Origin of the sequence: Paenibacillus sp. FSL P2-0322, assembly GCF_037975315.1 — a bacterium.
Classification (GTDB): Bacteria; Bacillota; Bacilli; order Paenibacillales; family Paenibacillaceae; genus Paenibacillus; species Paenibacillus polymyxa_B.
This window is the reverse complement of sequence record NZ_CP150243.1, coordinates 4,110,494-4,136,569: the sequence shown is the minus strand read 5'-3', so window position 1 is coordinate 4,136,569 and position 26,076 is coordinate 4,110,494. Positions and strand designations below refer to the sequence as shown.

At 47.1% G+C, this 26,076-nt stretch carries 25 protein-coding genes and 1 other annotated feature; of the genes, 20 read left to right on the top strand and 5 right to left on the bottom strand.

All coding sequences use genetic code 11. From position 1 onward, the window contains the following. The first annotated feature begins 42 nt into the window (after positions 1-42). Positions 43-1,584 (top strand): extracellular solute-binding protein, encoded by a 1,542-nt coding sequence (locus MKY24_RS18175; RefSeq protein ID WP_339200552.1) that lies wholly within the window; start codon positions 43-45, stop codon positions 1,582-1,584. A 125-nt stretch (positions 1,585-1,709) separates the two neighbouring features. On the opposite strand, the gene MKY24_RS18170 is transcribed toward MKY24_RS18175, so the two are convergent. After that, positions 1,710-3,971, bottom strand: a complete 2,262-nt coding sequence (locus tag MKY24_RS18170; RefSeq protein ID WP_339200551.1) for an AraC family transcriptional regulator — start codon at positions 3,969-3,971, stop codon at positions 1,710-1,712. Between the two features lie 225 nt (positions 3,972-4,196). Next, positions 4,197-4,910: an expansin EXLX1 family cellulose-binding protein gene (locus MKY24_RS18165; protein ID WP_028540430.1), complete on the bottom strand. Its 714-nt coding sequence runs from the start codon at positions 4,908-4,910 to the stop codon at positions 4,197-4,199. A gap of 438 nt (positions 4,911-5,348) precedes the next feature. Here MKY24_RS18165 and MKY24_RS18160 point away from each other — a divergent pair, with 438 nt between their 5' ends. Beyond that, the gene (locus MKY24_RS18160) at positions 5,349-6,065 is read left to right on the top strand and encodes a metal-dependent hydrolase (protein ID WP_028540431.1); all 717 of its coding nucleotides are present in this window, start codon (positions 5,349-5,351) and stop codon (positions 6,063-6,065) included. A gap of 99 nt (positions 6,066-6,164) precedes the next feature. Here the strand turns inward: MKY24_RS18160 and MKY24_RS18155 are convergent, their stop codons facing one another. Beyond that, positions 6,165-7,244, bottom strand: coding sequence for a M42 family metallopeptidase (locus MKY24_RS18155; protein ID WP_339200549.1), 1,080 nt, complete (start codon positions 7,242-7,244; stop codon positions 6,165-6,167). A gap of 185 nt (positions 7,245-7,429) precedes the next feature. On the opposite strand from MKY24_RS18155, the gene spoVAC reads away from it, so the two are divergent. From spoVAC to MKY24_RS18080, 15 genes are all read left to right on the top strand, one after another. Further along, positions 7,430-7,936 (top strand): stage V sporulation protein AC, encoded by a 507-nt coding sequence (gene spoVAC / locus MKY24_RS18150; protein ID WP_023989538.1) that lies wholly within the window; start codon positions 7,430-7,432, stop codon positions 7,934-7,936. Beyond that, positions 7,933-8,955 carry a stage V sporulation protein AD gene (gene spoVAD, locus MKY24_RS18145; protein ID WP_023989537.1) on the top strand — a complete coding sequence of 341 codons (1,023 nt, stop codon included), beginning with the start codon at positions 7,933-7,935 and terminating at the stop codon, positions 8,953-8,955. Before spoVAC ends, spoVAD begins: the two co-directional genes overlap by 4 nt. Further along, positions 8,952-9,308, top strand: a complete 357-nt coding sequence (gene spoVAE / locus MKY24_RS18140; RefSeq protein WP_013311204.1) for a stage V sporulation protein AE — start codon at positions 8,952-8,954, stop codon at positions 9,306-9,308. Before spoVAD ends, spoVAE begins: the two co-directional genes overlap by 4 nt. Positions 9,309-9,521: 213 nt before the next feature. Beyond that, on the top strand, positions 9,522-10,481 hold the full coding sequence (locus MKY24_RS18135; protein WP_028540432.1) for a MoxR family ATPase: 960 nt from the start codon (positions 9,522-9,524) through the stop codon (positions 10,479-10,481). Between the two features lie 3 nt (positions 10,482-10,484). Next, the gene (locus MKY24_RS18130; protein WP_023989535.1) at positions 10,485-11,732 is read left to right on the top strand and encodes a DUF58 domain-containing protein; all 1,248 of its coding nucleotides are present in this window, start codon (positions 10,485-10,487) and stop codon (positions 11,730-11,732) included. Further along, on the top strand, positions 11,729-13,975 hold the full coding sequence (locus MKY24_RS18125) for a transglutaminase domain-containing protein (protein ID WP_053325803.1): 2,247 nt from the start codon (positions 11,729-11,731) through the stop codon (positions 13,973-13,975). Before MKY24_RS18130 ends, MKY24_RS18125 begins: the two co-directional genes overlap by 4 nt. A 146-nt stretch (positions 13,976-14,121) precedes the next feature. Continuing rightward, complete coding sequence (locus MKY24_RS18120) at positions 14,122-14,652, top strand: YqeG family HAD IIIA-type phosphatase (RefSeq protein WP_013311200.1); 531 nt, start codon at positions 14,122-14,124, stop codon at positions 14,650-14,652. Beyond that, positions 14,645-15,772: a ribosome biogenesis GTPase YqeH gene (yqeH, locus tag MKY24_RS18115; protein WP_023989533.1), complete on the top strand. Its 1,128-nt coding sequence runs from the start codon at positions 14,645-14,647 to the stop codon at positions 15,770-15,772. The genes MKY24_RS18120 and yqeH overlap by 8 nt, the downstream gene beginning before the upstream one ends. Positions 15,773-15,877: 105 nt before the next feature. Further along, positions 15,878-16,747, top strand: coding sequence for a shikimate dehydrogenase (aroE, locus tag MKY24_RS18110; RefSeq protein ID WP_339200547.1), 870 nt, complete (start codon positions 15,878-15,880; stop codon positions 16,745-16,747). Between the two features lie 68 nt (positions 16,748-16,815). Further along, positions 16,816-17,112: a ribosome assembly RNA-binding protein YhbY gene (gene yhbY / locus MKY24_RS18105; RefSeq protein WP_013311197.1), complete on the top strand. Its 297-nt coding sequence runs from the start codon at positions 16,816-16,818 to the stop codon at positions 17,110-17,112. Between the two features lie 17 nt (positions 17,113-17,129). After that, on the top strand, positions 17,130-17,720 hold the full coding sequence (nadD, locus tag MKY24_RS18100; protein WP_013311196.1) for a nicotinate-nucleotide adenylyltransferase: 591 nt from the start codon (positions 17,130-17,132) through the stop codon (positions 17,718-17,720). Further along, complete coding sequence (gene yqeK / locus MKY24_RS18095; RefSeq protein ID WP_023989530.1) at positions 17,704-18,300, top strand: bis(5'-nucleosyl)-tetraphosphatase (symmetrical) YqeK; 597 nt, start codon at positions 17,704-17,706, stop codon at positions 18,298-18,300. The genes nadD and yqeK overlap by 17 nt, the downstream gene beginning before the upstream one ends. Beyond that, positions 18,297-18,644 carry a ribosome silencing factor gene (gene rsfS / locus MKY24_RS18090; protein ID WP_013311194.1) on the top strand — a complete coding sequence of 116 codons (348 nt, stop codon included), beginning with the start codon at positions 18,297-18,299 and terminating at the stop codon, positions 18,642-18,644. Before yqeK ends, rsfS begins: the two co-directional genes overlap by 4 nt. Continuing rightward, a complete protein-coding gene (locus MKY24_RS18085; protein ID WP_023989529.1) occupies positions 18,641-19,549 on the top strand; it encodes a S1-like domain-containing RNA-binding protein in 909 nt (302 codons plus the stop codon). The genes rsfS and MKY24_RS18085 overlap by 4 nt, the downstream gene beginning before the upstream one ends. 3 nt (positions 19,550-19,552) lie before the next feature. Then, on the top strand, positions 19,553-20,326 hold the full coding sequence (locus tag MKY24_RS18080; RefSeq protein ID WP_023989528.1) for a class I SAM-dependent methyltransferase: 774 nt from the start codon (positions 19,553-19,555) through the stop codon (positions 20,324-20,326). A 72-nt stretch (positions 20,327-20,398) separates the two neighbouring features. Here the strand turns inward: MKY24_RS18080 and MKY24_RS18075 are convergent, their stop codons facing one another. Next, positions 20,399-20,788, bottom strand: a complete 390-nt coding sequence (locus tag MKY24_RS18075; protein ID WP_028540439.1) for a tautomerase family protein — start codon at positions 20,786-20,788, stop codon at positions 20,399-20,401. A gap of 184 nt (positions 20,789-20,972) precedes the next feature. Beyond that, positions 20,973-21,230 (top strand) — a binding site (T-box leader). Between the two features lie 61 nt (positions 21,231-21,291). Here MKY24_RS18075 and leuS point away from each other — a divergent pair. Then, a complete protein-coding gene (gene leuS, locus MKY24_RS18070) occupies positions 21,292-23,730 on the top strand; it encodes a leucine--tRNA ligase (protein WP_023989526.1) in 2,439 nt (812 codons plus the stop codon). Here leuS and comER read toward each other — a convergent pair. Beyond that, complete coding sequence (comER, locus tag MKY24_RS18065) at positions 23,711-24,556, bottom strand: late competence protein ComER (RefSeq protein ID WP_028540440.1); 846 nt, start codon at positions 24,554-24,556, stop codon at positions 23,711-23,713. The genes leuS and comER overlap by 20 nt on opposite strands. A gap of 295 nt (positions 24,557-24,851) precedes the next feature. Here comER and MKY24_RS18060 point away from each other — a divergent pair, with 295 nt between their 5' ends. Together MKY24_RS18060 and MKY24_RS18055 are read left to right on the top strand one after the other, a co-directional pair. Next, positions 24,852-25,445 carry a helix-hairpin-helix domain-containing protein gene (locus MKY24_RS18060; protein WP_028540441.1) on the top strand — a complete coding sequence of 198 codons (594 nt, stop codon included), beginning with the start codon at positions 24,852-24,854 and terminating at the stop codon, positions 25,443-25,445. A gap of 88 nt (positions 25,446-25,533) precedes the next feature. After that, entirely contained in the window at positions 25,534-26,052 is a 519-nt protein-coding gene (locus MKY24_RS18055) for a dCMP deaminase family protein (RefSeq protein ID WP_339200546.1), read from the top strand. The last annotated feature ends 24 nt before the right edge of the window (positions 26,053-26,076 follow it).

The following is a 26,076-nucleotide window of genomic DNA, read 5'->3' as shown; positions in this document are numbered from 1 at the left end:
CGTTTTATTTAATCAGACTACCATTTCAAAGGGAGGATTCACATGACATTCACAAAGAAAAGAAAACAACGCATGTCCATCCTGATTGCAGTAATGGTCATCACGGCGCTATTAGCCGGATGTGGAGGAGGTAGTGGAAACAGCGCTCAAAAAGCAAATGGAGAGGATGATAAATCCCAGAAAGTACAGCTGCAATTTTATATGCTGGGGGATGCTCCTAAGGACTTGCCTACCATTGAGACAGAGATCAATAAGTTGGCGGAAAAAGATCTGAATGCCACCGTCAAATTTAACTATACGACGTGGACAGACTGGGATCAAAAATATAAGCTGTTATTGTCTTCGGGTCAGCCTATCGACCTGATCTTCACTGCAGATTGGACGCAGTATCAGGCCTATGCCAAAAAGGGCGCATTCCTGCCGCTAGACGATCTGCTGCCTAAGGCTGCACCTGCCTTGCAAAAATTTGTGCCTCAGGACATGTGGGATGGAGTTAAAATCGGAGGCAAAATTTATACCGTGCCTGGCACGTATAAAGAATATGTCACAAACGGTTTTGTATGGCGTGAGGATTTACGTGAGAAGTACAATTTGCCTAAACCGACAGATATGAAAAGTTATGAGGCTTATATGGATGGGATACGTCAGCATGAGCCAAATATGAAAACCGTATCTCTGAACAGCGATATTAAGGGAAATCTGCATGATCGATATACCGAATTAGTAACGAAGAGCGTGGGCACACTGCCTTACGGTATCGGTATTAAATACGAAAAACCAACAGAGGTATATAAATTTTGGGGCTCGGATGAACAAAAAGAAGAGCTGAACACTTACAAACGCTGGGCCGATAAAGGATTCATTCCCAAAAACGTATTAAACGTAAAAGATACGCTTCAGGATCAAGTGACTTCTGGTAAAGCAGCGAGTATTTTCGGTGACAATCCAACCCGGTTTAATGATATGGTCATTAAGCTCAAAGCATCTCACCCGGACTGGAAGCTCGAGTACTACCCATTCCCTTTGACGACAGGTTATGCAACTCCAGTGCATCCGATTCATAACGGCTTTGCGATTCCAAAAAGCAGCCCGAATCCAGCGCGCGCATTGGCCTTTTATGAAAAGCTGGTGACGGACAAACGCTATAACCTGCTCACGCAATATGGTATTGAAGGCAAAAACTACGAAGTCAAAGAGGGTTACTACCAAATGATAGGTAGCGGCAGTACTAATGGATTTTCACGCGAAGGTATGAATAGTTGGGCTTGGCGTAACCCGGAATACATGCTGTTTGATTCTGGCTTTGACCGTGTGAAGAAAATTTTTGCCGAGCTGGATAAAATCCAGAAGCCTGACCTGTTTACAGGCTTTGCAGAGGACTACACGACATATCAAGCAGAAAAAGCAGCTCTAGAACAGGTTGAGAAGCAATATCTGTATCCGCTCCAAGCTGGACTGATCGACAATGTAGATCAAGGCTTGCAGACCTTCTTGCAAAAGGCAAACCAAGCTGGTTTGGAGAAAATTCAAACCGAATATACAAAACAATGGGAAGCCTATGTAAAGGAGAAGGGGGTTAAATAAAACATAAAGAATTGTGATAAAGAAAAAAGCAAGTCTCCAGAAAGTTGGAGGCTTGCTTTTTTAATGTCAGTCTATTTTTTGGGAGCAATGTTCCGTTCTCGGAGCAGGCGTGTAGAGCAGTTTACTTATTGCGCATTTGCTTTAGAACGGCGAAAATCTGTCGGTGTTACACCCAAGCTACGTTTGAACATACGATGGAAATAAGAGCTACTCGCAAATCCGGTTTGTTCTGCTACGTCAGCTACGGACCAGTCGGTCTGTTCCAGCAGCTCACAGGCCTTGCGAATACGAAGTTGTTGGATGACGTCCACGATAGTTGACATGGTCTGTTGCTTATATAGCCTACTGACATAGATCGGCGACATATCCAGTTCTTCCGCAATCTGATTGAGACAAAAATTGGGATCCGTATAGGCTTGCTCCATTCGTTCATTAATTTGCCGTACCAGTCGTTCCTGCTTCGTGTTTCGTTTTTCCGATAGACTGGAGCGAATATGATCAAAGACCAATTGATAATGATCAATAAGATTCTCAGCGGTCTCTAACCGATCAGCGGATGGTAATTCAGATTTAGATTCTATAGCAAATCCATTGAGCTCACTGATATGCCGAACAGCATTATTTACACTCATGATGAGCCGGGATATCGCCACTTGAACAGAGGAAAAAGGATATTTTTCCATATGCATCAATAATTCTTTGAACATACTGTGTGCATCCTCCGTATGACCAGACAGTAGCATATCTAGCATTTTTTTCTCTTTATCGGCTGGATATACGTAAGTATTTTGGATATCCTCCTCTGTAGTGTTTTGCGCATTAATAATGCATCTGTGCCCCTGAAAAAATCGGTGCATAGATGCGTCTTGTACTTGGCGGTACAGCAGATGCAGCCGTTCTGGTTGACTCGTGATGGCACTGTAAGTTAATGAAACACTCAGCTTCAAATATTCAAAGCAAGCTTCACGTATTTGGCGTAATAAGGTTTCTAGCAGTACAGTGTCTGTATGTTCTGCGGGATCGAGAATGTTAAGCATCAGCAGTACACTGTCCTCATCCATATCAACGGTCTCCACCTGGTACGTCTGTCCGCATATTTCAGAAGCAATGTTCATGATTGCAAACTTATAGGGTAGCAGATCAGGTCCACGTTCGCTTTGCCATCGGGTATATTCATCTATGCGCAGCAGCACAAGGCGGTAGTCTTTGTCAAACTGGAACGTAATCCCAAGCTCGCGCAATCGTTCCGGTTCTTCACCGGTAGGAAGATTTCGGATTCCCCGGATCACATTTTTTAAAATGTTTTGCCGGATCGTGTACATACTGTTTCGTTTCTCTGATTCCAGTGAATTCATATGCACAACAATTTGGCCAATAGGCGTATACAGCATTTTGGACAGCAGCCACGAAGCCACGAATCCTGCCAATGCAATGATGGCGGCTATCAGTAACATCGCATTACGAATAACACTTGCCATTTTGATAACGCTTTCATACGGTGTGACACTAATATACTGCCAACCTAGTCCATCTGGAGAGGTGTAGGAAATGAGTGATCTTTTACCATGAAAGTCTTCTACAAAATAGCCTGTTTCTTGTTTTTTGACTCTCGTGTGCAGCCATAGCTGTTCTTTTTCGTTCAAAGTTTCGTCTGTCAATGTTGTACCAGACAACAGTCTGCCCTGATCGTCTAAAATATAAGCGGTCCCGCCTGAGATTGGATTCGCCGCCATTTCCTTGTTCATCCATGCCGCCGACACATTCACAATCACAGCCGAATTTATTGCTTCGTTCGAGTTAATTGCGTCATAACATAAATACGTATAGGCTGCGATATCTGGGCTTGCTTGCTCTACTTCAGCTCTGGAGTCTGAGGCAGACAGCAGCGGATACATGCGTGGAATAGGCGTAAAGGGTTTATAGTCCTGATAATGATCCAGCACGCGAATGATATCTGTATCAGCTAGTTCATGTTTGCTGAATAACCCGTTTTGACCTTGTGAGGACGCAATGTAGAAGGTGCCGCTTTTAGGGTTAAACACGTAGATGGATTCGATATACGGCATGGAATTAAGATAATTGTTCAATTCGGTCATGGCAGCGGTTACATCATATACATTAGGTTTTGGATAATACAACAACTTGGACAGGGTACTGCTGCGATACATTTGGAATGCCAACGACTGAGCAATAGATGTCATGTTAATAACCTCTCTGCTTCTCAACGTCAAGCTGTTGTGATTAGCCTCGAATGCCTGCTCCTTTTCCACGCGAATATAGTAAAAATAATACACAGTGGTGGATACCAGCAACGTTAGCGTAATACATAACGTAATGCTGACCAGCAATTTGCTGTGAAGCTTGTGATGCTTTTTGAAATTGCTCATATGAACAGGCCTCCTGTCTGTGTGCACGTAGCTGTAAAGTACACCCTATTTATGTATTCATTATACGTGTGATCTTGTGAACAGGACAGTGAACAAACCGATTCTTTGTGAAAAATAATAATTTTTTCGTAAAAAGGCCAGGAACACTTATACGCATTGGATTGCGTCGGTTCCCGGCCGGGTTTGTCTATTCAAATAAAAGAAGGAAAGATGACAGTACTACAATTAGTCAGGAAATTGAACGTTACCTTTAACGACATAGGCTCCGCCTGTACCATTTTCCGCTAGAGCTGGGATTGTATCGTTCAGCACGACACCACGAATGTCCGTAATCCGTATTTTCAGAGGTTGTTTTCCTAAGTTAGTACCTAGAAAGTGGTTGTAATCCTGTTTTTCGAGATTGAGCCATTGTCCGTTTTGTTGGACTTCCATCTTCAAGACCGGATATTTATGATTGCGTACTTGAATGGCTGCCCACCATTGGCTGCTGCCTTCTTTAATGCGGTAGGAGACATTGCCGTTAACCGGAGCTTTGACAACTTTCCATGAAATATTGATTTTTCCGTCTATTTGATTTCCAATCAGGTTGAACGCGTTTGGGGACAGATCGAGCGCGCCACTTGGACCTTCAGGGTAAAGATCAGTTACATATACGGTTGTTTTCCCTTTGGGACCTTGAACTTCCAAATAGGCTCCAGCTAATGCAGCTTTGATTCCGTTATAATTCAGTTGTGTGCGGTTAAGCGCTGTAATTTTGGCATCCGAAGGGATGGGATCAAGCAGTAATGCCCCTCCAGAGTAACCTGATCCCGTATATGTGGCGTACCCCGTGTATGTATCATTCCAAGCAGCTGAAGCGGGAAGGGCGAATAATACAAGACTTAGCAACGATGTCAGACCGATGGTTTTGAACTTTCGGAACGTCGATTTTTTTTGCATAATCATTTCCTCCTTATTCATTTAATAGATTCATATAGTAAATATAAACACTATATTACCTAATATTTCAAATTGTACAATAGGACTTTGAGGCAAAAAGAAAATATTGAAGATGTTTGTCAACATACTCATAGGCCATATGTCTTGTTTTTTGGGAAATGGTTGAACTGTGCTCTTTTTCGCAGAAAGTTTGCAGGGCAGCCGCGATAAGGTCAGGAAGATGTAGCCTTATAACAGAGGGCAGGGCTGACTGGAGAGTAAGCACAGAGGAGGGGTTTAATAATGGGGACGAAACTAGGACTTTTGAATGAAGTCTTTTAAATAGAATAAGCGAACTATTGTTCTCCTTTTGTTTGTCGTATACAATCGAATCATGCTGATTCAAATGGAGTGATGTTGAACTCTGTTGTATGCTGCAACGAAAGGATGTTTTGCACCATGATGGGAAGAGCCCATTTGATTATTGGAACCGGGGTCTCCCTGTCGGTATTAGCTCTAAGTGGATACGAAGTGACCCCGGCTGCCGTGGCAGCTGCTGTGGTCGGTTCACTGTTGCCGGATATTGACGAGCCTAACTCCATGCTCGTGAGCCGAGCGCTACCAACCAAAATGCTTAGGCTCGTACAGCTTCTAATGATTGGGGCTGCTGGTTGGGTATTTTTTACCCGTTTGGCTCCACCTCCATGGAATCTTGTGTTGGCTTTGCTGATGATCAGTGCTTCTTTTATGCCTTCACGATCCATGCGCAAGGTTATTATCTTTTTAATTGGTATCGGCCTAGCCTGGTATGGAGAATCATATGCACCTTGGAATTATATCGCCGGGTGTCTGCTGATCATTTGTACGCTAGTCCCACATCGGGGGTTGACACATACGGTATACGGAACCGTCGCATGGACTGCGCTGCTTTATGGTACGACACGTTTGCACGGTGACAGCATATGGCTGGCTGGAGGTATGGCGTACTTGCTGCATTTACTGGCAGATTCCTTGACGAATAATGGAATTAAACCTTTGCCGCCGTTTAAATGGAAGCTGCGATTTAAATTGATGAGTACTGGAACCCGGAAGGGAGCTAAGGTAGAAAACGTCTGCGTTGCTTTAACTACTGTACTTGTAGTGATTGCTTTGCTTCGTTATAAGCATTTGATTTGATATGTTCTATCTTTTGTTTCTATTAAATTAAAAAAACAGTCAATGCACGTTGTACGTGTCTTGACTGTTTTTTTATAGATTGCGATTCTCTGTTACACCTTAGGCTCGTTCAATAATGGTATTCAGCGTTGTACGATCCAGATTTTGAACCAGCTTGATGATCAGCTCTTTGGCTGCATCATAATCATCAGTGTGAATAATGGACGAGGAAGTATGGATGTATCGTCCACAGATGCCTATGACGGTGGATGGCACGCCAATTCCGCTCAAGTGTACTTGGCCTGCATCGGTTCCCCCTGTGGAGATGAAATATTGATACTTGATTTTGTGAGTTTCCGCCATGTCTTGCACGTATTCCACAATTCCGCGATGTGTAATCATACCCGGATCAAATACCCGCAGCAGTGCGCCTTTACCGAGGTGCCCGTAAGCATTCGGGTCGCCGCCCATATCGTTAGCCGCACTGCAATCCAGTGCAAAGAATATATCCGGCTGAATCAGATTGGCCGCTGTGCGTGCACCACGCAGTCCCACTTCCTCTTGAACAGTGGCCCCCGCATACAATGTATTGGGAAGCTTTTCTTTTTCTTTATGTAACGCTTCAAGTAGTTCAATAGCCAAGCCTACACCGTAGCGGTTATCCCACGCTTTAGCCATGATTTTTTTAGGATTTGCCAGTGGAGTGAAATCACAGATCGGCGCAATGGCCGTTCCTGGTAAGATCCCCAGATCTTGCGCTTCTTGTCTGCTGTCTACGCCGATATCCAGATACATATGCTTGATGTCCATAGGTTTGCTGCGTTGCGATTCATCCAGCAAATGAGGCGAGACAGAGCCAACTACACCGATAACTGGGCCTTTTGGAGTTAATACTTGAAGACGTTGTGACATAATGGCTTGGCTCCACCAGCCTCCAACCGGCTGAAAACGAATCATTCCATTTTCCGTAATACCATTCACGATAAAACCGACTTCATCCAGATGGCCTGCCACCATTACTCGTGGTCCACTCTCTTGGCCGCGAAGCACCCCAAAAAGACTCCCCAATCGATCTTGCACGATTTCATCGGTATAACCGGATATCCGTTCCTTAACCCATGCCCGCAACTCACGCTCATGTCCAGGAATGGAAGGAAACTCCGTTAAGGTTTTAAACAATTCCAATGTTTTTGATTCCATGATGTATACCTCACTCCTTATTAATTAACCAGTGGTCGTCATGTATTCAGTATGAATGGATTTGTATCGAATGTCCACGATATCATTTTCCTGACATAACATTTCTCCAAAAAGCTCATAATGAAAAAGACCCAAGCAATTCGAACCGCCAAGCGCGAAAACTTACAGACAAGGGGTGGTGAATGATGCCAGCTAAATCAGGGCAGCGCGGTTTTCGTACCAATACGTCGCCGCTGTCCATAAATGAGAAGGACTATCAGAATATTTCACAAAAGCATGAACCCTCGAGGAAAGTATTTGCCAATTGTGTGCGCGCTTTTCTGGTTGGAGGCGGGATATGTGTGATTGGACAGGCGATTCAAGAGGCTTTTATGGCAGGAATGCACATATCAGCCAAGGAGGCCGCCCCGCCAACCTCATCCATGATGATCTTGCTGGCGGTCATATTAACCTGTATCGGGGTTTACGATAAGGTTGCCCAATGGGCGGGCGCGGGAACCGCTGTGCCAATTACAGGCTTTGCTAACTCCATGTGTTCGGCTGCATTGGAATATCGTTCTGAGGGACTGGTGCTCGGAGTGGGCGCGAATATGTTCAAGCTGGCAGGCTCAGTTATCGTATTCGGGGTGGTGGCCGCATTTATCGTAGGCGTTATATATGCCATCCTTGGTGTGGGAGGCAATCACTTATGAGAAGACAGGGAGGACAAACCTGGAAGTTTGAATCAAGACCGCGCATCATTGGAAGTGCCACCGTTGTGGGCCCGGATGAAGGAGAGGGACCGTTATCCACAGATTTTGATTATATTTATGACAATATAGAAATCAACGAGAAAACGTGGGAAAAAGCGGAACGTAGATTGATTGAGCATTCTACAGAGCTGGCGCTAATTAATGCCAATTTGAACAAAGAAGAAGTGCAGTTTTTTATTAGTGGTGATCTGATGAATCAGATTATCAGTAGCTCCTTCTCGGCTAGCAAGCTGGCCATTCCCTATTTGGGTGTTTTTGGAGCCTGCTCAACATCAATGGAAAGCTTAGCCTTAGCCGCACTTATTGTGGACTCAGAGGCCGGTGACTACGTGATGGCGGGTACGACCAGCCATAACTGTACTGTAGAAAAACAATTCCGCTATCCTAATGAATACGGATCACAGAAGCCCCCTACGGCTCAGTATACTGTTACCGGCTCAGGCGCCGCAATTGTAGGACATGCCAAGTCAGGGACGGTGGTGGATTGTGCTACCATTGGACGTGTAATGGACATGGGTATTAAAGATCCCTTTAATATGGGGGGAGCCATGGCTCCCGCGGCTGCGGATACGTTGTTGTCTCATTTTCGAGATACTGGCCGTGACCCTGGTTACTATGATCTCATTGTAACGGGCGATTTAGCCTCAGTGGGGCTACCGATTGCCAAGGAGCTGCTCAAAAAAGATGGATTCGATATGAATCAGACGGAATTTAATGATTGTGGTTTACTGATTTACGATATTAATAAGCAAAAGAAAGTCATTGCAGGAGGCAGTGGTTGTGGCTGCTCGGCTGTTGTAACCTACGGGCATTTGTTGAAGCGGATCGAAAAAGGAGAGCTGCAAAAGGTACTGGTCGTGGCGACCGGAGCGTTATTATCTCCTTTGACTACACAGCAGGGTGAAAGCATTCCTTGTGTTGCACATGCTGTAGCTTTTGAAGCGGGAGGAACGGTATGATATTTCTATGGGCTTTTTTAGTGGGTGGTGCCATTTGTGTCGTGGGCCAGTTGATGATGGATGTGTTCAAAATGACGCCGGCACATACGATGAGTACGTTGGTAGTTGCAGGTGCAATTGCTGATGCTGTTGGGATATACGATCCGCTTATTAAATTTGCAGGGGCGGGTGCGACCATTCCAATTACCAGTTTTGGTAACTCACTTGTACACGGCGCATTAACCGAATTGGAGAAGGACGGATGGTTGGGTGTCATTACAGGGATCTTTAGTCTGACAAGTGCAGGAATTTCCTCTGCGATTATTTTCTCTTTTCTGGCATGCTTGTTTGTTCGTCCAAAAGGAAGCATATAAAAGCAGCGTACTTTAGAAATGACATAAAAATAAATGATTATATACATGTGCCCTTCGGATCTAATGACCGAAGGGTTTTTAATTGTTCTGCACATGAAAGATCGAAAGAAGGATGGAGTTTGAATAATACGGGCAGGGGGTTAAGTGTACTCTGTGCCCGCCTTCATGTACAATAATAGGAAACATGTTGCTATCTAGGAGGTTTACAGAGCTATGCCCGTACGTCAAGAATCTGTGCAGATTGTATCTGCAATCCGTTCTAATCTGGAATCATGTATATTAGGTAAATCCTTTGAAATAAAATTACTGCTTACGGCTATGCTGGCGGGTGGACACATTCTGATCGAGGACGTTCCGGGTACGGGGAAAACGCAAATGATCAAGGCGCTTGCCAAATCCATGCGCGGTGATTACCGCCGTGTTCAATGTAATCCTGATATTCTCCCGAGTGATATTACAGGGGTATCCATATTTCATCCACGGGACGAGCGTTTTTATTTCCGTCCGGGTCCTGTGATGACTAATATTTTGCTGGCGGACGAAATTAACCGAGCGACGACGAAAACCCAGTCGGCTCTGCTGGAGGTTATGGAGGAACGCAGTGTGACAGTGGATGGGGACACTCATATGTTGCCTCATCCTTTTATGCTGTGTGCGACACAAAATCCGATTGATTTTGAAGGCACTTATATGCTGCCGGAAGCACAGTTAGATCGTTTTATGCTCAAAATCAGCTTGGGTTATCCTGACATGGAGACGGAGCGAAACATGCTGCTTCATCATCAGGCAGGCCAGCCAGCAGACCGTCTGGAGGCTGTAGCTCATATGGAGCAGGTTGCTGACATCCAGCAGGAAATTAGAGGAATTTATATGGACGAAGCAGTGACGTCCTATTTACTTGATATCGTGCGTGCGACAAGAGAACATCCATCCGTGCTGCTGGGAGCTAGCCCCCGGGCGGCGCTTGCTTTTGTAATGGCTGCGAAGGCATACGCTTTTCTGGACAACCGTGACTATGTGCTGCCTGATGATGTGAAGGCGCTGGCACCTTATGTGCTAACGCATCGTTTGTTGCTGCGTCCCGAGGCGCGTCTGGACAGTTCCAATGCCCAGTCCGTGCTCCAAGCTGTCCTTCGGCAGGTTCATGTACCCGTACGAATGGAGCGTCCTTAGGGAATGAATATGGTCAAAAGGAAGCGCAGGCTTCCCCGGCTGTCAGGCCGCATCTGGCTTCTGGTGGTCATATGGGTGGTGTGCCTGCTATATTTGTTGTTTCAGGGCGGCAAGACGTCGGTCATGCTGTTGTCTATGGTTACGCTGTTAATCGTTTATTTATGGATCGTTGGTCTGAGTGGAGTTCGCCGTGTGCAAGGCTCCCGGCAGCTTTCGCAAGGCTCGGAGTTTGGAGAACTGCTGCATGCGGGAGATCAGGTGCATGTAAAGCTGAGCCTCAGCATTCCTGGTTTTCTTCCGTTACCCTATGTCATTGTCCGTGAGGTCCTCAAGCGGCATACAGGTGAATCCTGGTCGTTTGAGGACAGTGTCATTCCTAGTCTAAAAGGGGGCGGTCAGCTTACATTTCAGACTCCCGCTTTAGAGCGAGGAAGCTACCACTTTGAGGAAACTGAATGTGTGAGTGAGGACATCTTCGGTCTGTTGGAGCACAAAGGCAGCTTGAACGCACGCGGTGAATTTCGGGTGCTGCCCCGAACGGTATTCATTCCGTATTGGCAGATGAATGACCGTCGCTCAAGGATGTCTGGACCGCAGACCGTTCAAACTCGAACGCGGCGTGAGACGACACAAATTAACGGTGTACGGGACTATGTATATGGAGATCGGTTTTCGCGCATCCATTGGAATGCGACGGCTCGTACAGGTAGCTGGAAATCCAAGGAATTCGAGCATGAGACCGTTCCAAAAACGATGCTTGTGCTGGACGTACACATGAAGCATTATGTAAACGCCGAACAGTTTGAGCTAGCTGTATCCTCTACCGCTTCATTGCTGGAATATGGTGGACGGGAGCGAATGGGGGTTGGATTGTGCACAGCTGGAGAAAAAGGCACTGTCTTTCAGCCAAGTGAGCAGACAATGGAACGACAACGAATGATGCATCACTTGGTAGACATACACACAACTTCACAAGGTAGCTTGAAATCCGCTGTAGAAAGCAGTGTGCGCCAGTTTCCGCAAGGCTGTTATTTTATACTGATTAGTCCGCTGAATGATTATCAGGCGATGGAGCTTCTTCGTTGGGCCGATACCCGAGGGATGACTCCGTGCCATGTCTATATCGGAGAAGGTTCTGCTGAGGGAGAAGCTGAAGAATGGATGAGCATGCTTCGTGCAAGGGGAATCAAGGGCTACGATGTTGAGAGCCTTGAAGAGCTCCCGGCTGTAATGGGGGGAGGGACACTATGAAGAGCTGGTTACAATCGTTAAAGGGTTCCTGGGCCCCCGCTTTTACATTTTTATGGATTATTATTATTGCCATGCAATGGGTTTCTTTTGCTTCCGAATTATGGCTGGAAGAGACGAGAGCACTTGTACTGATGACCATTACAATGCTGGCTCTGGTGAAGATTGTACTACCATTTCGTCCTTGGATTGAATTTATTGTTAAGGCGGCGGCGCTGTTTTTTATTTTGTATCGGACATTGGTGTCTTACTCCATCATTATCCCCTTCGGAGGGGTAGCCAATCGCCTGGACCAATTTATATCCAATATGTCTCCTTATATTTGGTTTTCCCTCATCGCTTGGCTAGTTATTGAAATGGTGCCGCTCATCGTTACAACGAAACAGCGGATTCTTGTTTTTGTGGGTATTAATATCGCCGCGCTGGCAGTGCTTGATTCCTTTACGCCAACTGTGCTGTGGGAGGAGGTTGCCTGGATCGTCTTTGCTGGTATGGGTTGGCTAGTGACACAGCATCTGCAGTATTTTCGGCAGCATTATCCTCAAGGGTGGAAGCATATTCGACGCTATCCATATAAAATAGCAGCCAATATTGCGGTCATTTTTGCGCTCATTATTATGGCTGGTGTCAATATGCCCGAGGTACAGCCAGCTTTGACGGATCCCTATACAGCGTGGACCCAGAGAAATAGCTCAACCACCGCCGGGATTAGCAATGGATCTGGGGCACTGAATCAGCGGATGAACACCGCATCAGGGTATAGTCGCCAGGATAATCGGTTGGGTGGAGGTTTTAATTTTGATTATTCTCCTGTCATGACCATCACGACCACTCAACGAAGCTATTGGCGGGGGGAAACGAAACGAACCTATTCCGGTACAGGCTGGAGTGACGGGGGAAACGATGATCAAACGCTAAATGATGTGCCGATGACCGCAGAGCTTGAAAACACACAAGAAACGCGGCATTCGACTGAGCAGGTCGTTCAGACCATTACGATGCAAAATGACCAGAGCTATCCTGTTCTGTTTGGCGCCTATTCGGTGCAGCGTGTTCAATCGGTGGACAGAGATTCACGGGCAGAGGGGTTACGTTGGAACCCGGAACAGGCGGAACTGCTTTGGAATCCATCCTCCCGAAGAACTGCTTATCCTAAAACGTATACTCTGGTATCACATGTCCCTGTGATCCCTGAGAAAGAGCTACGCACAAAAACTTTTAATGAGTTGTACAGAAAAAACAAACAGGAAGCCTATCTACAAATTCCAGATGAGTTACCACGGCGGGTTCGTGATTTGGCTCAGAACGTAACGTCAACGGCGAAAACGCCATATGAAAAAGTCGGATTACTACAGCAGTATTTGCAGCAAAATTATGCATATACGAACAATCCGGACCTCTCACGGAAAAGAAGCAGAGATTTTGTGGATGCCTTTCTGTTTGAGATTCGGGAGGGCTATTGCGATTATTATTCCACCTCATTAGTCATGATGGCTCGCTCTGTTGGGGTTCCAGCCCGTTGGGTTAAAGGGTATGCACCTGGTCAGCAGACGTTTTCAGATGATGCAACAACGGGCGAAGGTGACGAAAATATGTCCTCTTACTCCGTGACAAATGCGGATGCTCATTCCTGGGCGGAAGTATATTTAGGTGAATACGGTTGGGTTCCTGTAGAAGCTACGCCTGGCTTTGATATGCCGCTGCTTACGGAACAGGAGGATTCAAAGACTCCAGAAGCCCCAGAGGTTAAAGATCAGCCTGAACCAGAACAGCCTGAGCAGAACCCGCAGACTGATCCAGAGGAAGGTTCAAAGATTCATCCTGTAATCATAGGTTCTGCTGCTGCAATTCTGCTGCTGTGGGCTGCTTATATCGTCTGGCGTAATCGGGCAGACATTCACTTTTATCTGCTGCGTTTACGCAGAGGTAAGCCGCTGACCCCGGATGAAAAGGTGGTCGTCGAAACTGAGCACTGGTTAAGGTACATGCGAAGAAAGGGATTTGTCCGCGCCAGTCACGAGACGCTGAGGGAATCAGTTGATAGATGGTCGCTAGAAGTACCGGAACAAGCTTCTATTTTACATCAGCTGCTTGGACGATTTGAACAAGCGCGTTATAGTCCCTCATCCGTAACCGCAGAAGATTGGCATATGGTTCGCCAGCAGGCCTCTCTGTTACACAAAGAAGGATGGATAAAACGATGGGCTGGACGAAAAGCTGCGACGGATCAGAAGGATCAAGACTAGTCTATTTTTGATTTGGTTCAATTTGCCGTCTATTTTAATCTTTAGCTATATATTTAGTGAAAAAGCTGTCCGTTTGTTGCGGATAGCTTTTTACTAAGCCATAGTAATATGGTATAGTTTGTCGTATGAAACTGAGGTGACCGACGTTGTTTGAAATGCTGATGCCCAAATTACGGGTGAATACCGTCTTTGATATTGATCTCGAAGGCTTGTATGCTCAAGGATATCGCGGCATTATTACGGATCTGGATAACACGCTGGTCGGCGCAAAAGCGCCGAATGCGACTCCCGAGCTGGTGGCCTGGTTTGAGAAGGTCAAACAGGCGGGTTTTAAGCTTGTCATCGTGTCTAACAACAATATGGACCGTGTATCCGTGTTTGCTACGCCTTTGGACATTGAATTTATACATGCCGCACGGAAGCCTTCCAACTCGTCTTTTCGTAGAGCCATCCGTATGATGGGGCTGACTCCGGAAGAGACTATTATGGTCGGAGACCAAATGTTGACGGACGTATTGGGAGGTAACCGACTGGGATTGCATACGGTGTTGGTGCTACCGATATCCATTCATGATGAAGGAGTCATGACCCGATTTAATCGGCGGTTGGAGCGAATCGCGCTCACAAGGTTACGTAAGAAAGGCTTATGGCTTGAGGAGGAAAAGAAGAATGACTGAAAGACCTGACGGCGGCACTGCCGTCAAATGTAGTGGTTGCGGTATCACCGTGCAGACCACTAGCCCGGAGCTTCCGGGATATATTCCTGAAAAATTGCTTACTCGCGAACCTGTCATCTGTCAGCGTTGCTTCCGGATCAAAAACTATAATGAGACGTCTTCAGTGACGGTGGATCAAGATGAGTTCTTGAAGCTGCTCAGTCAAATTGGTGACAAGAATGCGCTCGTCATCCACATTGTAGATATTTTTGATTTTGAAGGTAGCTTGATTTCCGGTTTGCAACGCTTTGTAGGCTCCAATCCGGTTATACTGGCTGTGAACAAGACCGATTTGCTGCCTAAGGTAACGAATTGGAACAAGGTGCGTAACTGGGTACAAAAGCAAGCGAAGGAGCAAGGACTACGCACAGAAGAAATCGTACTGTGCTCAGCTAAGAAAAATCAGGGCTTTGACCGTCTGTTGGATGTGGTATCTGAGCTCCGTGGTAACCGCGATGTATATGTGGTCGGAGCGACAAATGTGGGTAAATCGACGCTTATTAACCGCTTGATTCGTGATTATAGCGATATGGAGCAGGAACTCACAACGTCCCGTTACCCGGGGACTACACTCGATATGGTGAATATTCCGCTCGACGACGGCAAGCACATTATTGATACTCCGGGTATTGTATACCCTTGGCGATTCAGTGAGATTGTCTCCCGTCAGGACTTGAGTGCTATTATGCCGGACAAGCCGCTGAAGCCTGCTGCGTATCAGCTTGATGCCGGACAAACATTGTTTTTCGGCGGTATGGCCCGATTTGATTTTGTGGAGGGTCAGCACCAATCATTTACCTGCTATATTAACGGTGGTCTTAAAATACATCGCACGAAGCTGGAGCGGGCTGATCAGTTGTTCGCTGATCATGCCGGGGAATTGTTATCTCCGCCAACACGCGATCAATTGGCAGAAATGCCGGAATGGACAAGACATGAGTTCCGCGTTCCACGCAAATCTCCATCGGACATCTACATTTCCGGTTTGGGATGGATCAGAGTGAATAGCGAGAACGGAGCTCTGGTTGCGGTTCATGCTCCTCGGGGAGTCCGTGTGCTTTTGCGGCCTGCGTTGATATAACGTTGCTGTAACCATGTTATAGGGCGGCAAGGAACAGGTACTGGTTCCTGCCGCCATTCATGTATTTGTGCGGCCTAATATTTTGCAATATGGGGGAGAGCAACGATGAACAGCGGGGAGTCTGAAGCGACCGAACAAGGTCTTGTACTATTGGGCGTATTGGGTGATCCGATCAAGCACTCCAAATCGCCTCTTATGCATAAAATAGCTTTACGGGCAGCGGGGATTGAAGGAGATTTTGTACCTCTTCATGTCAAACCGGATCAGCTGGAAGATGCCATGAAGGGGATTTGCGCTATGCATTTCCGCGGAGTCAATGTGACGATTCCCCATAAAGTCGAGGTTATGAAATATCTGGATGAGATTGATGAAGGGGCCAGACTCATTGGCGCTGTCAATACGATAGTGAATGACAATGGACGGCTCAAGGGCTATAACACGGACGGAATTGGCTACGTACGTTCCCTCAAAGAAGAGACTTCTGTCGATTTGAAGGGCGCAAGAATTGCTGTTCTTGGAGCCGGAGGGGCTGCTCGTGGCGTAATTCATGCTCTATTGGAGGAGCAACCGGAATCGGTTATTATTTTGAACCGAACACGTGACAAAGCTGAGCAACTGGCATTAGAGTGGACGACGGAGGCGATCCCAGTGAGGGGTTATTCTAACGAGGATGCCAAGAGCGTGCTCGCCACAGTGAATGTGTTGATTAACACAACCTCGGTGGGAATGTCCCCTTTATCGGATGAACTTCCACTGGAAACGAGCTTGATTCCGGAGGGAATCATTGTGAGTGATTTGATCTACAATCCGCTGGAAACGAGACTTTTACGGGAAAGCCGTGAACAGCGCGGCTGCACTGTACATGGGGGCTTGGGCATGTTCGTGTACCAGGGGGCTGTGGCTTTTGAGTATTTTACAGGGGTTGTCCCTGCTGTAGAGCAAATGAGAGCGGCTGTGCTGAGTAGCCTGTCGTAAGTAAGATTGTACATTAAAATTATGGAAATGCTGCATTGCATATGTGGCGACGAAGGGGTTAAATATACATGTTAACAGGTAAACAAAAAAGATATCTGCGTTCAATGGCGCATCATTTGGACCCGGTTTTTCAAGTAGGCAAAAACGGTACGAATGAGCATCTTATGCGTCACATCAACGATGCGATTGAAAAGCGTGAGCTGATGAAAGTGCAAATTTTGAACAACTGTTTGGACGACAAACATGAAATTGCGGAAGAACTGGCCGCGGAGACAGGTTCTGAGCTTGTTCAGATCATCGGGAGCACTATTATTTTGTACAAAGAATCCCGTGATCATAAGGAAATCGAGTTGCCTAGAGGATAACACGCGGGGAGAAAATTATGAAAATCGGTATTATGGGTGGTACATTTGACCCGATTCATATTGGACATCTGCTGGCTGGAGAAGCGGCAAGAGATGCCTATGGGCTGGATCAAGTATGGTTTATGCCTTCTCATATTCCTCCGCACAAACATCAGGCGGGGGCGAGCGGTAAGGAGCGTCTGGAGATGACGAGTGAAGCGGTAGCGGGTCATCCTGCTTTTGAAGTGCTGGATATTGAAGTGCTTCGCGGGGGAGTATCCTATACCATTGACACGATCAAGGAGCTTCAGGAGTTGCACTCTGCTGTGGATTTTTATTTTATTATTGGTGCGGATATGGTGAACTACTTGCCTCATTGGCAGGGAATTGAGGAACTGGCGCAGCGAATTTATTTTATTGGTGTTCGGCGCCCAGGGTTCCAGCTTGCGTTGGATGAGTTGCCGCATTATTTGCAGGACAAGGTACTGCTGGCGGATATGCCAGTGGTGGACATTTCGTCGACGGATATTCGAGAGCGTGCTGCGGAAGGGCGTACCATCCGTTATCTTGTGCCTGATCGTGTGCATGACTATATTACAAGGGGCGGTTTGTATGAAGTACAGCCGTGAGCAATTAATGGAAGCCGTATCTGGTCAAATGCCTGAAAAGCGCTGGAAGCACACACTAGGTGTTATGCATACCTCAGTTGAGCTTGCGCAGCGATATGGAGCAGATCCGGATAAGGCCGAACTGGCGGCTATTTTGCATGATGTAGCGAAATATTGGCCTGTCCAGCAGATGGAAGAGGTGATTCGCAGTCATCCCGAATGTGATCAGGAGCTTTTGGAACATGACAAGCAGCTCTGGCATTCAGAGGTAGGATACTGCGTTGCAGCAAGAGATTACGGAGTGGATGATCCGGAAATAAGGAATGCGATCCGCTGGCATACGTCAGGACGCGTAGGTATGAGCCTGCTGGATAAAGTCGTGTGTCTCGCTGATTACATCGAACCGGGACGGGATTTTCCGGGGGTTGAGCATATCCGTAAACAGGCAAAGAAAAGCTTGGAGCAGGGCCTTATCGCTGGATTTGACTCCACGATTACATTGTTGCTGGAAAAGAAAAAGGTTATTTTTCCACTGACAGTCTTGTCGCGCAATGACTTGATTCAACAACTAAAACAGAGAAAAACGGAGGTTCATGAATGACCCTAACTAATGAGCAATTAATGCAAACAGCGGTTGATGCTGCAAATGATAAAAAGGCAATGAATATTGTCGCACTGGATTTGCGGGGAATATCACTAGTAGCTGATTATTTTGTCATCTGCCACGGTAATTCGGATACACAGGTACAGGCGATTGCAACAGAAATTCGCAAACGCGCTCATGATGAAGGTGTAACCATCAAAGGAATCGAAGGAATGGATTCCGCCCGTTGGGTTCTAATGGATTTGGGGGATGTCGTAGTGCATGTCTTCCATCGCGACGAGCGCGAATACTATAACATTGAACGACTCTGGTCGGATGCTAAGGTTGTGGAAAAGGTATGAGTTTGATCGCCGGTACTTATGTCACCATTATGGTGGATCGTGAGGTATCTCCTTTCGGTTACTTTCTCACTGTTGGTGAGCAGGATGTGCTGCTGCATTATACGGAGCTGACACGTGAAATCGAAGTTGGTGAACGGTTGGAGGTATTTATTTTTCACGATACAGAGGACCGCTTGGCCGCAACTATGAAAAAGCCTTTCTTGTCGTTGGGCGAAATGGCAAAGCTTGAAGTGGCTGATGTGCATCCGCGTTTGGGTTGTTTCCTGGAGATGGGATTGGGTCGTCAGCTTTTGCTGCCGATTCGTGAGTTGCCAGAAAACCGAGATTTGCATCCTCGGGTGGGCGACTACGTGTATGCCATTATGGAGCATGACAAGCAAGGCAGACTGCGGGCTAAGCTGGCAGGGGAACAGGAGCTGGCTCCGTTGTGCTTCCACGCCCCTGATTCGTGGCTGAATACATGGGTGCAGGCGACTGTGTACAAGCCGCTTCAGATGGGCACATTCGTCCTGGTGAACGGAGGTGTGCTTGGTTTTGGCGCGATTGGAATGATTCATTCCTCGGAGCGTAACCGGATGCTTCGCTTGGGCGAAGAGGTCAAGGTACGGGTCACGCTTGTTCGGGAAGACGGTCGGGTCAATCTGGCGATGTCACCACGCAAGGAAGTAGGCCGTGATGAGGATGCGGAGCGGTTGATTGCTTTTCTGAAAGAGCGTCCGGGCGGCGGCATGCCTTATTCCGACGCAACACCGCCGGATATTATCAAGCAACGGTTTGGTATCAGTAAATCCGCCTTCAAGCGTGCGATGGGCAAGCTGATGAAGGAAGGACTGGTTACACAAAAGGAAAACTGGACCTACCTGGTGGAGAATATACCTGAACCGAAGGACGGGAATGGGGAATAAAAAATGGCTTCTTACCGGAAGTTTGCCTATGTGTATGATGAGCTGATGCAGGACATGCCGTACCCGGACTGGTTGCGCTTTGCACGGCAGGCTTGGGATCAGTACGGTATGCCTCATACGGTGGCCGAGCTGGGCTGCGGAACGGGTTCAATTACGATCCCCCTGGTTAACTCGGGCTTCGAGGTGGCTGGAATCGACTTATCCTCTGACATGCTGGCAGTAGCCCGTCGCAAAATGGAAACCACTCCACAGGGACAGCGATTGTTTCGTGAGGGAAGCGTTCGCTGGATACAGCAGGATATGAGAGAATGGATTTTACCCGAGCCTGTGGATTCTGTAATTTCTTTTTGCGATTGTCTGAATTACTTGTTGGAGGAAGAAGATATAATTTCTACTTTTCGCAGAACGCATGCTGGTCTAAAGCCTGGCGGAACCTTCTTGTTCGATGTACATCATCCTCAGACGTTTTTACGTTATGATGAAGAGCAACCATTCGTACTGGATGAACGCTCTATCTCGTATATCTGGACATGTGCGTTGGACACTCCCCGTTGTGAAATTGAGCATCATCTTAGTATCTTTGCGAAAGCAGAACAAGAAGGACGCGATCTATACCAGCGTTTCGAGGAAATACATGTTCAACGTGCCTATGACCCAGACTGGATGAAGGCAGAATTGTCCAAAGCGGGTTTTCGTGATGTGAAGGTATATGCGGATTTTGAATGGGTAGAAGCAGAAGATGACGCGGCGAGACTGTTTTATGTTGCTGTAAAATAGCAAGGCTTCATTTAGCGAGTATGGGAAAAGAAAGACGCTTTTCATGATGACATGAAGGGCGTCTTTTTGCACTCATATATTCACTTTATAGCTCAGCTGAAGCTCATCACCCGGTACACCCCGAATGCCCCAGTTCTGTTTGGGTGTTTCAAATATAGTAATCTCAAGATCCTGTGGAGAAATACCCAAAAGATCGTTAATTCTTTGGAATAACAGGTTAATGAGTTGCTTCTTAGCTTCTGTCGTTCTGCCTTCAAAGATACTGATTTCAATAATGGTGTACGCCTCAGAGCGACCATCGGCATATATAAAGTCTTCCTGATCCATAGGAAAAAAACGTTGAAACCTCTTGTCAGGAGGATATTTGAACGCATCCACCACAGCAGAATGAATCACCTCTGAAAGTTGCTTTTTGATTGGATTTAGAGTTTCTTTTATTCCGTAAATTTTAATCTGTGCCATTTCTCAGCTCACCTTTCTTATCTCAACTCATCTCAACTTGAAGCGATTTAATTCGAAATCATTATAAAACATTCGTATGCATGTGTCATGAACAATTAGTATGAAGAGGGTCTTTAACACCAAAGGTAGTCCTTATTTGACTTTTTTCGCGGTTTTCAATATAATAGTGCCATTATTAACGGTTAAACAATCGCTGATGAGGAATAGTAGCTTTGTCTGGACATGTAGAGAGCTGGCGGGTGGTGCAAGCCGGTTGACAGTGCAAAGTGAACTCGCCTCGGAGATATGCGTCCAACGCAGGAACGCCCTATACAGGTGCTTGTATCCTGTTATTAACCCGCATCGGATCACCTCCGTTATCAGGTGCAAAGGGAGTAGAACGCGAAGAACGCTTTCTGCTAACTAGGGTGGTACCACGGGAATATAACCTCTCGTCCCTAGCGCTGACACGCTACGGGATGCAGAGGTTTTTTTGTTGCATACCGTTTGAGGAGGAAAAGACAATGACAGACACACAGCCGAAGCACGGCTATCAACCGCAAAGTATTGAACCAAAATGGCAGAAATATTGGGATGAGAACAAGACGTTCCGTACCGGGGAAGAGCCGGGCAAACCGAAGTTTTATGCTTTGGATATGTTTCCGTACCCATCTGGAGCCGGCCTACATGTAGGCCACCCAGAGGGCTACACAGCTACGGATATTGTTTCACGATATAAAAGAATGCGCGGCTACAACGTACTGCATCCGATGGGTTGGGACGCCTTCGGTCTGCCTGCCGAGCAGCATGCGCTGGATACAGGGGAGCACCCACGCGAAATTACGGTGAAAAATGTAAATAACTTCCGCCGTCAAATCAAATCGCTCGGCTTCTCCTACGACTGGGATCGTGAAATCAGCACGACGGATCCTGATTATTACAAATGGACACAGTGGATCTTCATCCAGCTGTACAAGCGCGGCCTTGCATATGTAGCTGAAGTACCTGTGAACTGGTGCCCGGCGCTGGGAACGGTGCTAGCGAATGAAGAAGTTATTGACGGTAAGAGTGAGCGTGGCGGTCATCCGGTCGTCCGTAAACCAATGCGTCAATGGATGCTGAAAATTACGGAATACGCGGATCGTCTGCTGGAGGATCTGGAGGAACTGGATTGGTCTGAGAGTATTAAGGATATGCAGCGGAACTGGATCGGTAAGTCTACCGGGGCAGAGGTTCGTTTTCCAATTGAAGGCTATGACGAGCAACTCACAGTGTTTACAACCCGTCCAGATACACTGTTCGGCGCAAGCTACTGTGTGCTGGCACCAGAGCAGGAATTGGTGGATATTATCACTACGCCTGAGCAAAAGGATGCTGTGCAACAGTACCGTGAACAAGCTGCTCGTAAAAGCGATCTGGAGCGTACGGATCTGGCCAAGGATAAAACAGGCGTATTCACAGGAGCTTATGCAGTGAACCCGGTGAACGGCGAAAAGCTGCCGATCTGGATTGCTGACTATGTACTTGCAGGCTACGGAACTGGAGCGATTATGGCTGTACCTGCTCACGATGCGCGTGACTGGGAATTTGCCAAGCAATTTGGATTGAATATCATTGAGGTTGTCCAAGGTGGAGATGTCGCTAATGAGCCATATACTGAGGATGGACCGCACGTCAATTCCGGCCCGCTGAATGGACTTACCAACGAGGAAGCGATTCCGAAGATGATTGAATGGCTGGAAGCTGAGGGCAAAGGACACGGTAAAGTCACCTATCGCCTGCGTGACTGGCTGTTCAGCCGTCAACGCTATTGGGGCGAGCCGATTCCGGTAATTCATCTGGAAGATGGAACGATCAAAACGGTTCCTGAGGACCAACTTCCGCTCGTACTGCCGGAGATGGACAATATCAAGCCTTCAGGTACAGGTGAATCCCCACTGGCGAACGCAACAGATTGGATCGAAACCATTGATCCTGAGACAGGTATGAAAGCACGCCGCGAGACAAATACAATGCCGCAATGGGCAGGCAGTTGCTGGTATTACCTGCGCTTTATTGATCCGAAAAATGACAAAGAGCTTGTATCCAAAGAGAAACAACGTGAATGGATGCCTGTTGATTTGTATATTGGCGGAGCGGAACATGCGGTTCTTCACTTGCTGTATGCCCGTTTCTGGCATAAGGTACTGTATGATATCGGCGTAGTGGAAACGAAAGAGCCTTTTTATAAGCTGGTCAACCAGGGTATGATTTTGGGCAACAACAATGAAAAAATGAGTAAATCACGCGGTAATGTCATTAATCCTGATGATATTGTCAATACGTTTGGCGCCGATACGCTGCGTATTTATGAGATGTTTATGGGGCCGCTGGAAGCGACCAAGCCATGGAATGAGAATGGGGTAGAGGGAGCACATCGTTTTCTGTCCCGCGTATGGCGCCTGTTTGTTTCCGAGGATGGTAGCCTGAACGATAAAATTACAAATGACGGCGGTAGCGATGAGTTCAATCGTACTTGGCATAAAACGCTGAAAAAAGTAACCGAAGATCTGGATGCACTGCGCTTCAATACAGCGATCAGCCAGCTGATGATCTTCACCAACGATGCATACAAAGCAGACCTTCTGCCGCGTGCAGCAATGGAAAACTTCGTGCAAATGCTGTCGCCGCTTGCACCCCATCTGGCCGAGGAATTGTGGCAGCTGCTGGGGCACAATGATAGCATTACCTACGCGGCCTGGCCTGCTTATGATGAAGCATGGACGGTGGACGCCGAAGTGGAAATTGTTGTGCAAGTGAATGGTAAAATTGTGCAGCGTGCAACGATTGCCAAGGATCTTGATGCTAAAGCGATGGAAGCATTCGCTGTGTCGTTGGACAATGTTCAGCAGGCACTGGCCGGCAAAACGATCCGCAAGGTAATTGCTGTTCCAGGTAAGCTGGTTAATATTGTTGCCGGTTAATTGGCTTTAAGCCGAAGGAGACATCCACCTTTTGCATGTCTTCTTCATACTTGTTGTGCGTGGCCTGTATCAGCTCGGGAAAGACACTATGCAGGCTGATGTCCAACAGTGCGAGAGCTTCGGCAGTAATACCTCCGGGAACCGCTACTCTGGCCTGTAACTCGGCTGGTGTCATCCCGCCTTCCGTGAGCAGCTTTCCAGTGCCGATGATCATTTCACCGGCCAGGGCGCATAGCTCCGTACGGTCTATACCTGTAGCTTGAACTGCGGCTTGAATCCACTGGTCCATAAAAAAGGCCAAGAAAGCAGGACCGCAACTCGAAAAATCCGACGTGATTCGAGTATAAGATTCTTTAACCCGAATCGGCCTGCTGATGTGGGACATAAGCTCTTCCAGAAGGGTGCGGTCCTCCTCTGTAATCCGGCTTCCATGGATGCATAGTGAGGCTCCGCTGCCCACTTGGTGGGTGATACTGGGAATAATTTTGGACACTTTGGCTTTCAGTGCATGCTCCAAAATACGAATCTGCACCGGGCTTGTGATAGATACGACGATTTGCTCTTCTGTAATGACGTTGCGTATTTCATCCGTTACGGCTTTTGATTCCAGCGGCTTCACACAGATAAACAAAACATCGCTTTCCGCTGCCGTTTCACGGTTGCTTTGGGCTGCATGCAAACCTGGATAACGACGGGCTAGCTCGGTTACCTTGGAATGCGTTCGATTGCTTGCTGATATTTGCTGCGGCTTGAGTGCGTTAGAATTAATAAAAGACTCAATTAGCAGACTTCCCATGCTGCCAGTCCCGATAAATCCAACTTTCATTGTTCAACGTCCTCCTTTCATACTTTGCGGTATAGACGCTGTGCTGTCAGCTGTCATTCTTCTTAGTGTATGCGCCTGGTCTTGGCCGACATGACGAATTTTATGTCTGAGCATGTTAGATCGTGCCCGGGGTCGTACCACTTATTTGTGAAAATGCTCACAGCGAAACCGTATGGAGGTTGTTTGCACCCTCCGGTTTAACGGGAATTGGACAGACTTGCTCTGTTTGATTGAGACGGTGTTTTCAGTCGGCTCAATTTCCCGAAATCCATGTGGAGTAGGGGACGATACGGAAATGAAACGCGTATGGACAGGAACAGCGATAACGCTTGCTGTAATCGGGAGTGGACTTATTTTATTTGCCGGAGGACAGCGCTCTGAGCCGCAAGAGGAGTGGACTTTACTTAACCATAAGGTGGAGCAGGCTGTGGCGATGGATTCAGAGCCAAATGAGTCGCAGCGCAGCAGTGACTATGCCCAGAAAAAGCCTGCTGTAAAAGAACCCTCAGACAAAGCTGAGCGCAGTAGGAATGCCGAAGCCGCTGACAATGTGAAACGTGATACTGTGCAGATTTCTACTGGTGTATCTGCTGCTGCGAATCCGAGCTCAGACACAGGTATTGTTAGTTCGAGTGGTGCAACGACGAGTAGGACCAATACGGTAAGTGATTCGGTTACTACACCCGTTTCCGGCGAAAAAAAGGTAAACATCAACACGGCGACTGCTGCCGAGTTAATGGAGCTACCAGGGGTTGGGGCTAAAAAAGCCGAGGCTATTTTGAACTACCGTAATCAGCATGGGGCGTTCAAACGTGTGAACGATTTGGATCATGTAAAGGGAATCGGAGCTAAAATGTTGGCGAAAATGAAGCCGTATGTCAGCTTGTAACTTATATAAGATTACAATGTACAGGCCCTGAGAACGGCGGTAGCGGATATGGTTTACGTTTTAACTTGTTTATACGGGAGAGATGGAAATGAGTGCAGATGTACGCAAGGACTGGGACACCTATTTCATGGATATCGCTTATATGGTATCCACCCGTTCGCGCTGTGCGCGGCGTCATGTTGGAGCCGTACTTGTACAAGGTAAAAAGCTCTTGGGGACAGCCTATAATGGAGCACCATCCGGGGTGCCTGACTGTTCTGAGGCAGGCTGTATGATCTCAGAGGAGTATGAGGTCATTCACCGTGATGGGCGCGAGGAAATGGTTAAGAAGCAGCGTTGTATTCGCACTATTCATGCGGAGCAGAACCTGCTACTGTTTACTGACCGAATTGATCGTGAAGGCTCTTCAGTATATGTCACCGACCAGCCATGCTGGACGTGTGCCAATATGTTGGCGAACAGCGGTATTGTGGAGATTGTATACCACAGACCTTATCCCAAAGATGCCGACAAGGTTCGTGCTATGATGGAGGAAAAGGGAATCGCCTTTCGTATGCTGAAGACCTATCATCCACCGAAAGAAACGCTGATGGATGTAATGAATTAAAAAGTAAACGAGGAAGAACCTCTG

Coding starts and splice junctions, on each gene's coding strand:
- yhbY (WP_013311197.1), top strand. CDS start 16,816: ATGTTAACAGGTAAACAAAAAAGATATCTGCGTTCAATGGCGCATCAT.
- MKY24_RS18165 (WP_028540430.1), bottom strand. CDS start 4,910: ATGCAAAAAAAATCGACGTTCCGAAAGTTCAAAACCATCGGTCTGACA.
- spoVAE (WP_013311204.1), top strand. CDS start 8,952: ATGATATTTCTATGGGCTTTTTTAGTGGGTGGTGCCATTTGTGTCGTG.
- spoVAD (WP_023989537.1), top strand. CDS start 7,933: ATGAGAAGACAGGGAGGACAAACCTGGAAGTTTGAATCAAGACCGCGC.
- MKY24_RS18080 (WP_023989528.1), top strand. CDS start 19,553: ATGGCTTCTTACCGGAAGTTTGCCTATGTGTATGATGAGCTGATGCAG.
- MKY24_RS18155 (WP_339200549.1), bottom strand. CDS start 7,244: ATGGAATCAAAAACATTGGAATTGTTTAAAACCTTAACGGAGTTTCCT.
- comER (WP_028540440.1), bottom strand. CDS start 24,556: ATGAAAGTTGGATTTATCGGGACTGGCAGCATGGGAAGTCTGCTAATT.
- yqeK (WP_023989530.1), top strand. CDS start 17,704: ATGAAGTACAGCCGTGAGCAATTAATGGAAGCCGTATCTGGTCAAATG.
- MKY24_RS18160 (WP_028540431.1), top strand. CDS start 5,349: ATGATGGGAAGAGCCCATTTGATTATTGGAACCGGGGTCTCCCTGTCG.
- MKY24_RS18075 (WP_028540439.1), bottom strand. CDS start 20,788: ATGGCACAGATTAAAATTTACGGAATAAAAGAAACTCTAAATCCAATC.
- MKY24_RS18125 (WP_053325803.1), top strand. CDS start 11,729: ATGAAGAGCTGGTTACAATCGTTAAAGGGTTCCTGGGCCCCCGCTTTT.
- MKY24_RS18060 (WP_028540441.1), top strand. CDS start 24,852: ATGAAACGCGTATGGACAGGAACAGCGATAACGCTTGCTGTAATCGGG.
- nadD (WP_013311196.1), top strand. CDS start 17,130: ATGAAAATCGGTATTATGGGTGGTACATTTGACCCGATTCATATTGGA.
- aroE (WP_339200547.1), top strand. CDS start 15,878: ATGAACAGCGGGGAGTCTGAAGCGACCGAACAAGGTCTTGTACTATTG.
- MKY24_RS18130 (WP_023989535.1), top strand. CDS start 10,485: ATGAATATGGTCAAAAGGAAGCGCAGGCTTCCCCGGCTGTCAGGCCGC.
- spoVAC (WP_023989538.1), top strand. CDS start 7,430: ATGCCAGCTAAATCAGGGCAGCGCGGTTTTCGTACCAATACGTCGCCG.
- MKY24_RS18175 (WP_339200552.1), top strand. CDS start 43: ATGACATTCACAAAGAAAAGAAAACAACGCATGTCCATCCTGATTGCA.
- MKY24_RS18055 (WP_339200546.1), top strand. CDS start 25,534: ATGAGTGCAGATGTACGCAAGGACTGGGACACCTATTTCATGGATATC.
- yqeH (WP_023989533.1), top strand. CDS start 14,645: ATGACTGAAAGACCTGACGGCGGCACTGCCGTCAAATGTAGTGGTTGC.
- MKY24_RS18135 (WP_028540432.1), top strand. CDS start 9,522: ATGCCCGTACGTCAAGAATCTGTGCAGATTGTATCTGCAATCCGTTCT.
- MKY24_RS18170 (WP_339200551.1), bottom strand. CDS start 3,971: ATGAGCAATTTCAAAAAGCATCACAAGCTTCACAGCAAATTGCTGGTC.
- leuS (WP_023989526.1), top strand. CDS start 21,292: ATGACAGACACACAGCCGAAGCACGGCTATCAACCGCAAAGTATTGAA.
- rsfS (WP_013311194.1), top strand. CDS start 18,297: ATGACCCTAACTAATGAGCAATTAATGCAAACAGCGGTTGATGCTGCA.
- MKY24_RS18085 (WP_023989529.1), top strand. CDS start 18,641: ATGAGTTTGATCGCCGGTACTTATGTCACCATTATGGTGGATCGTGAG.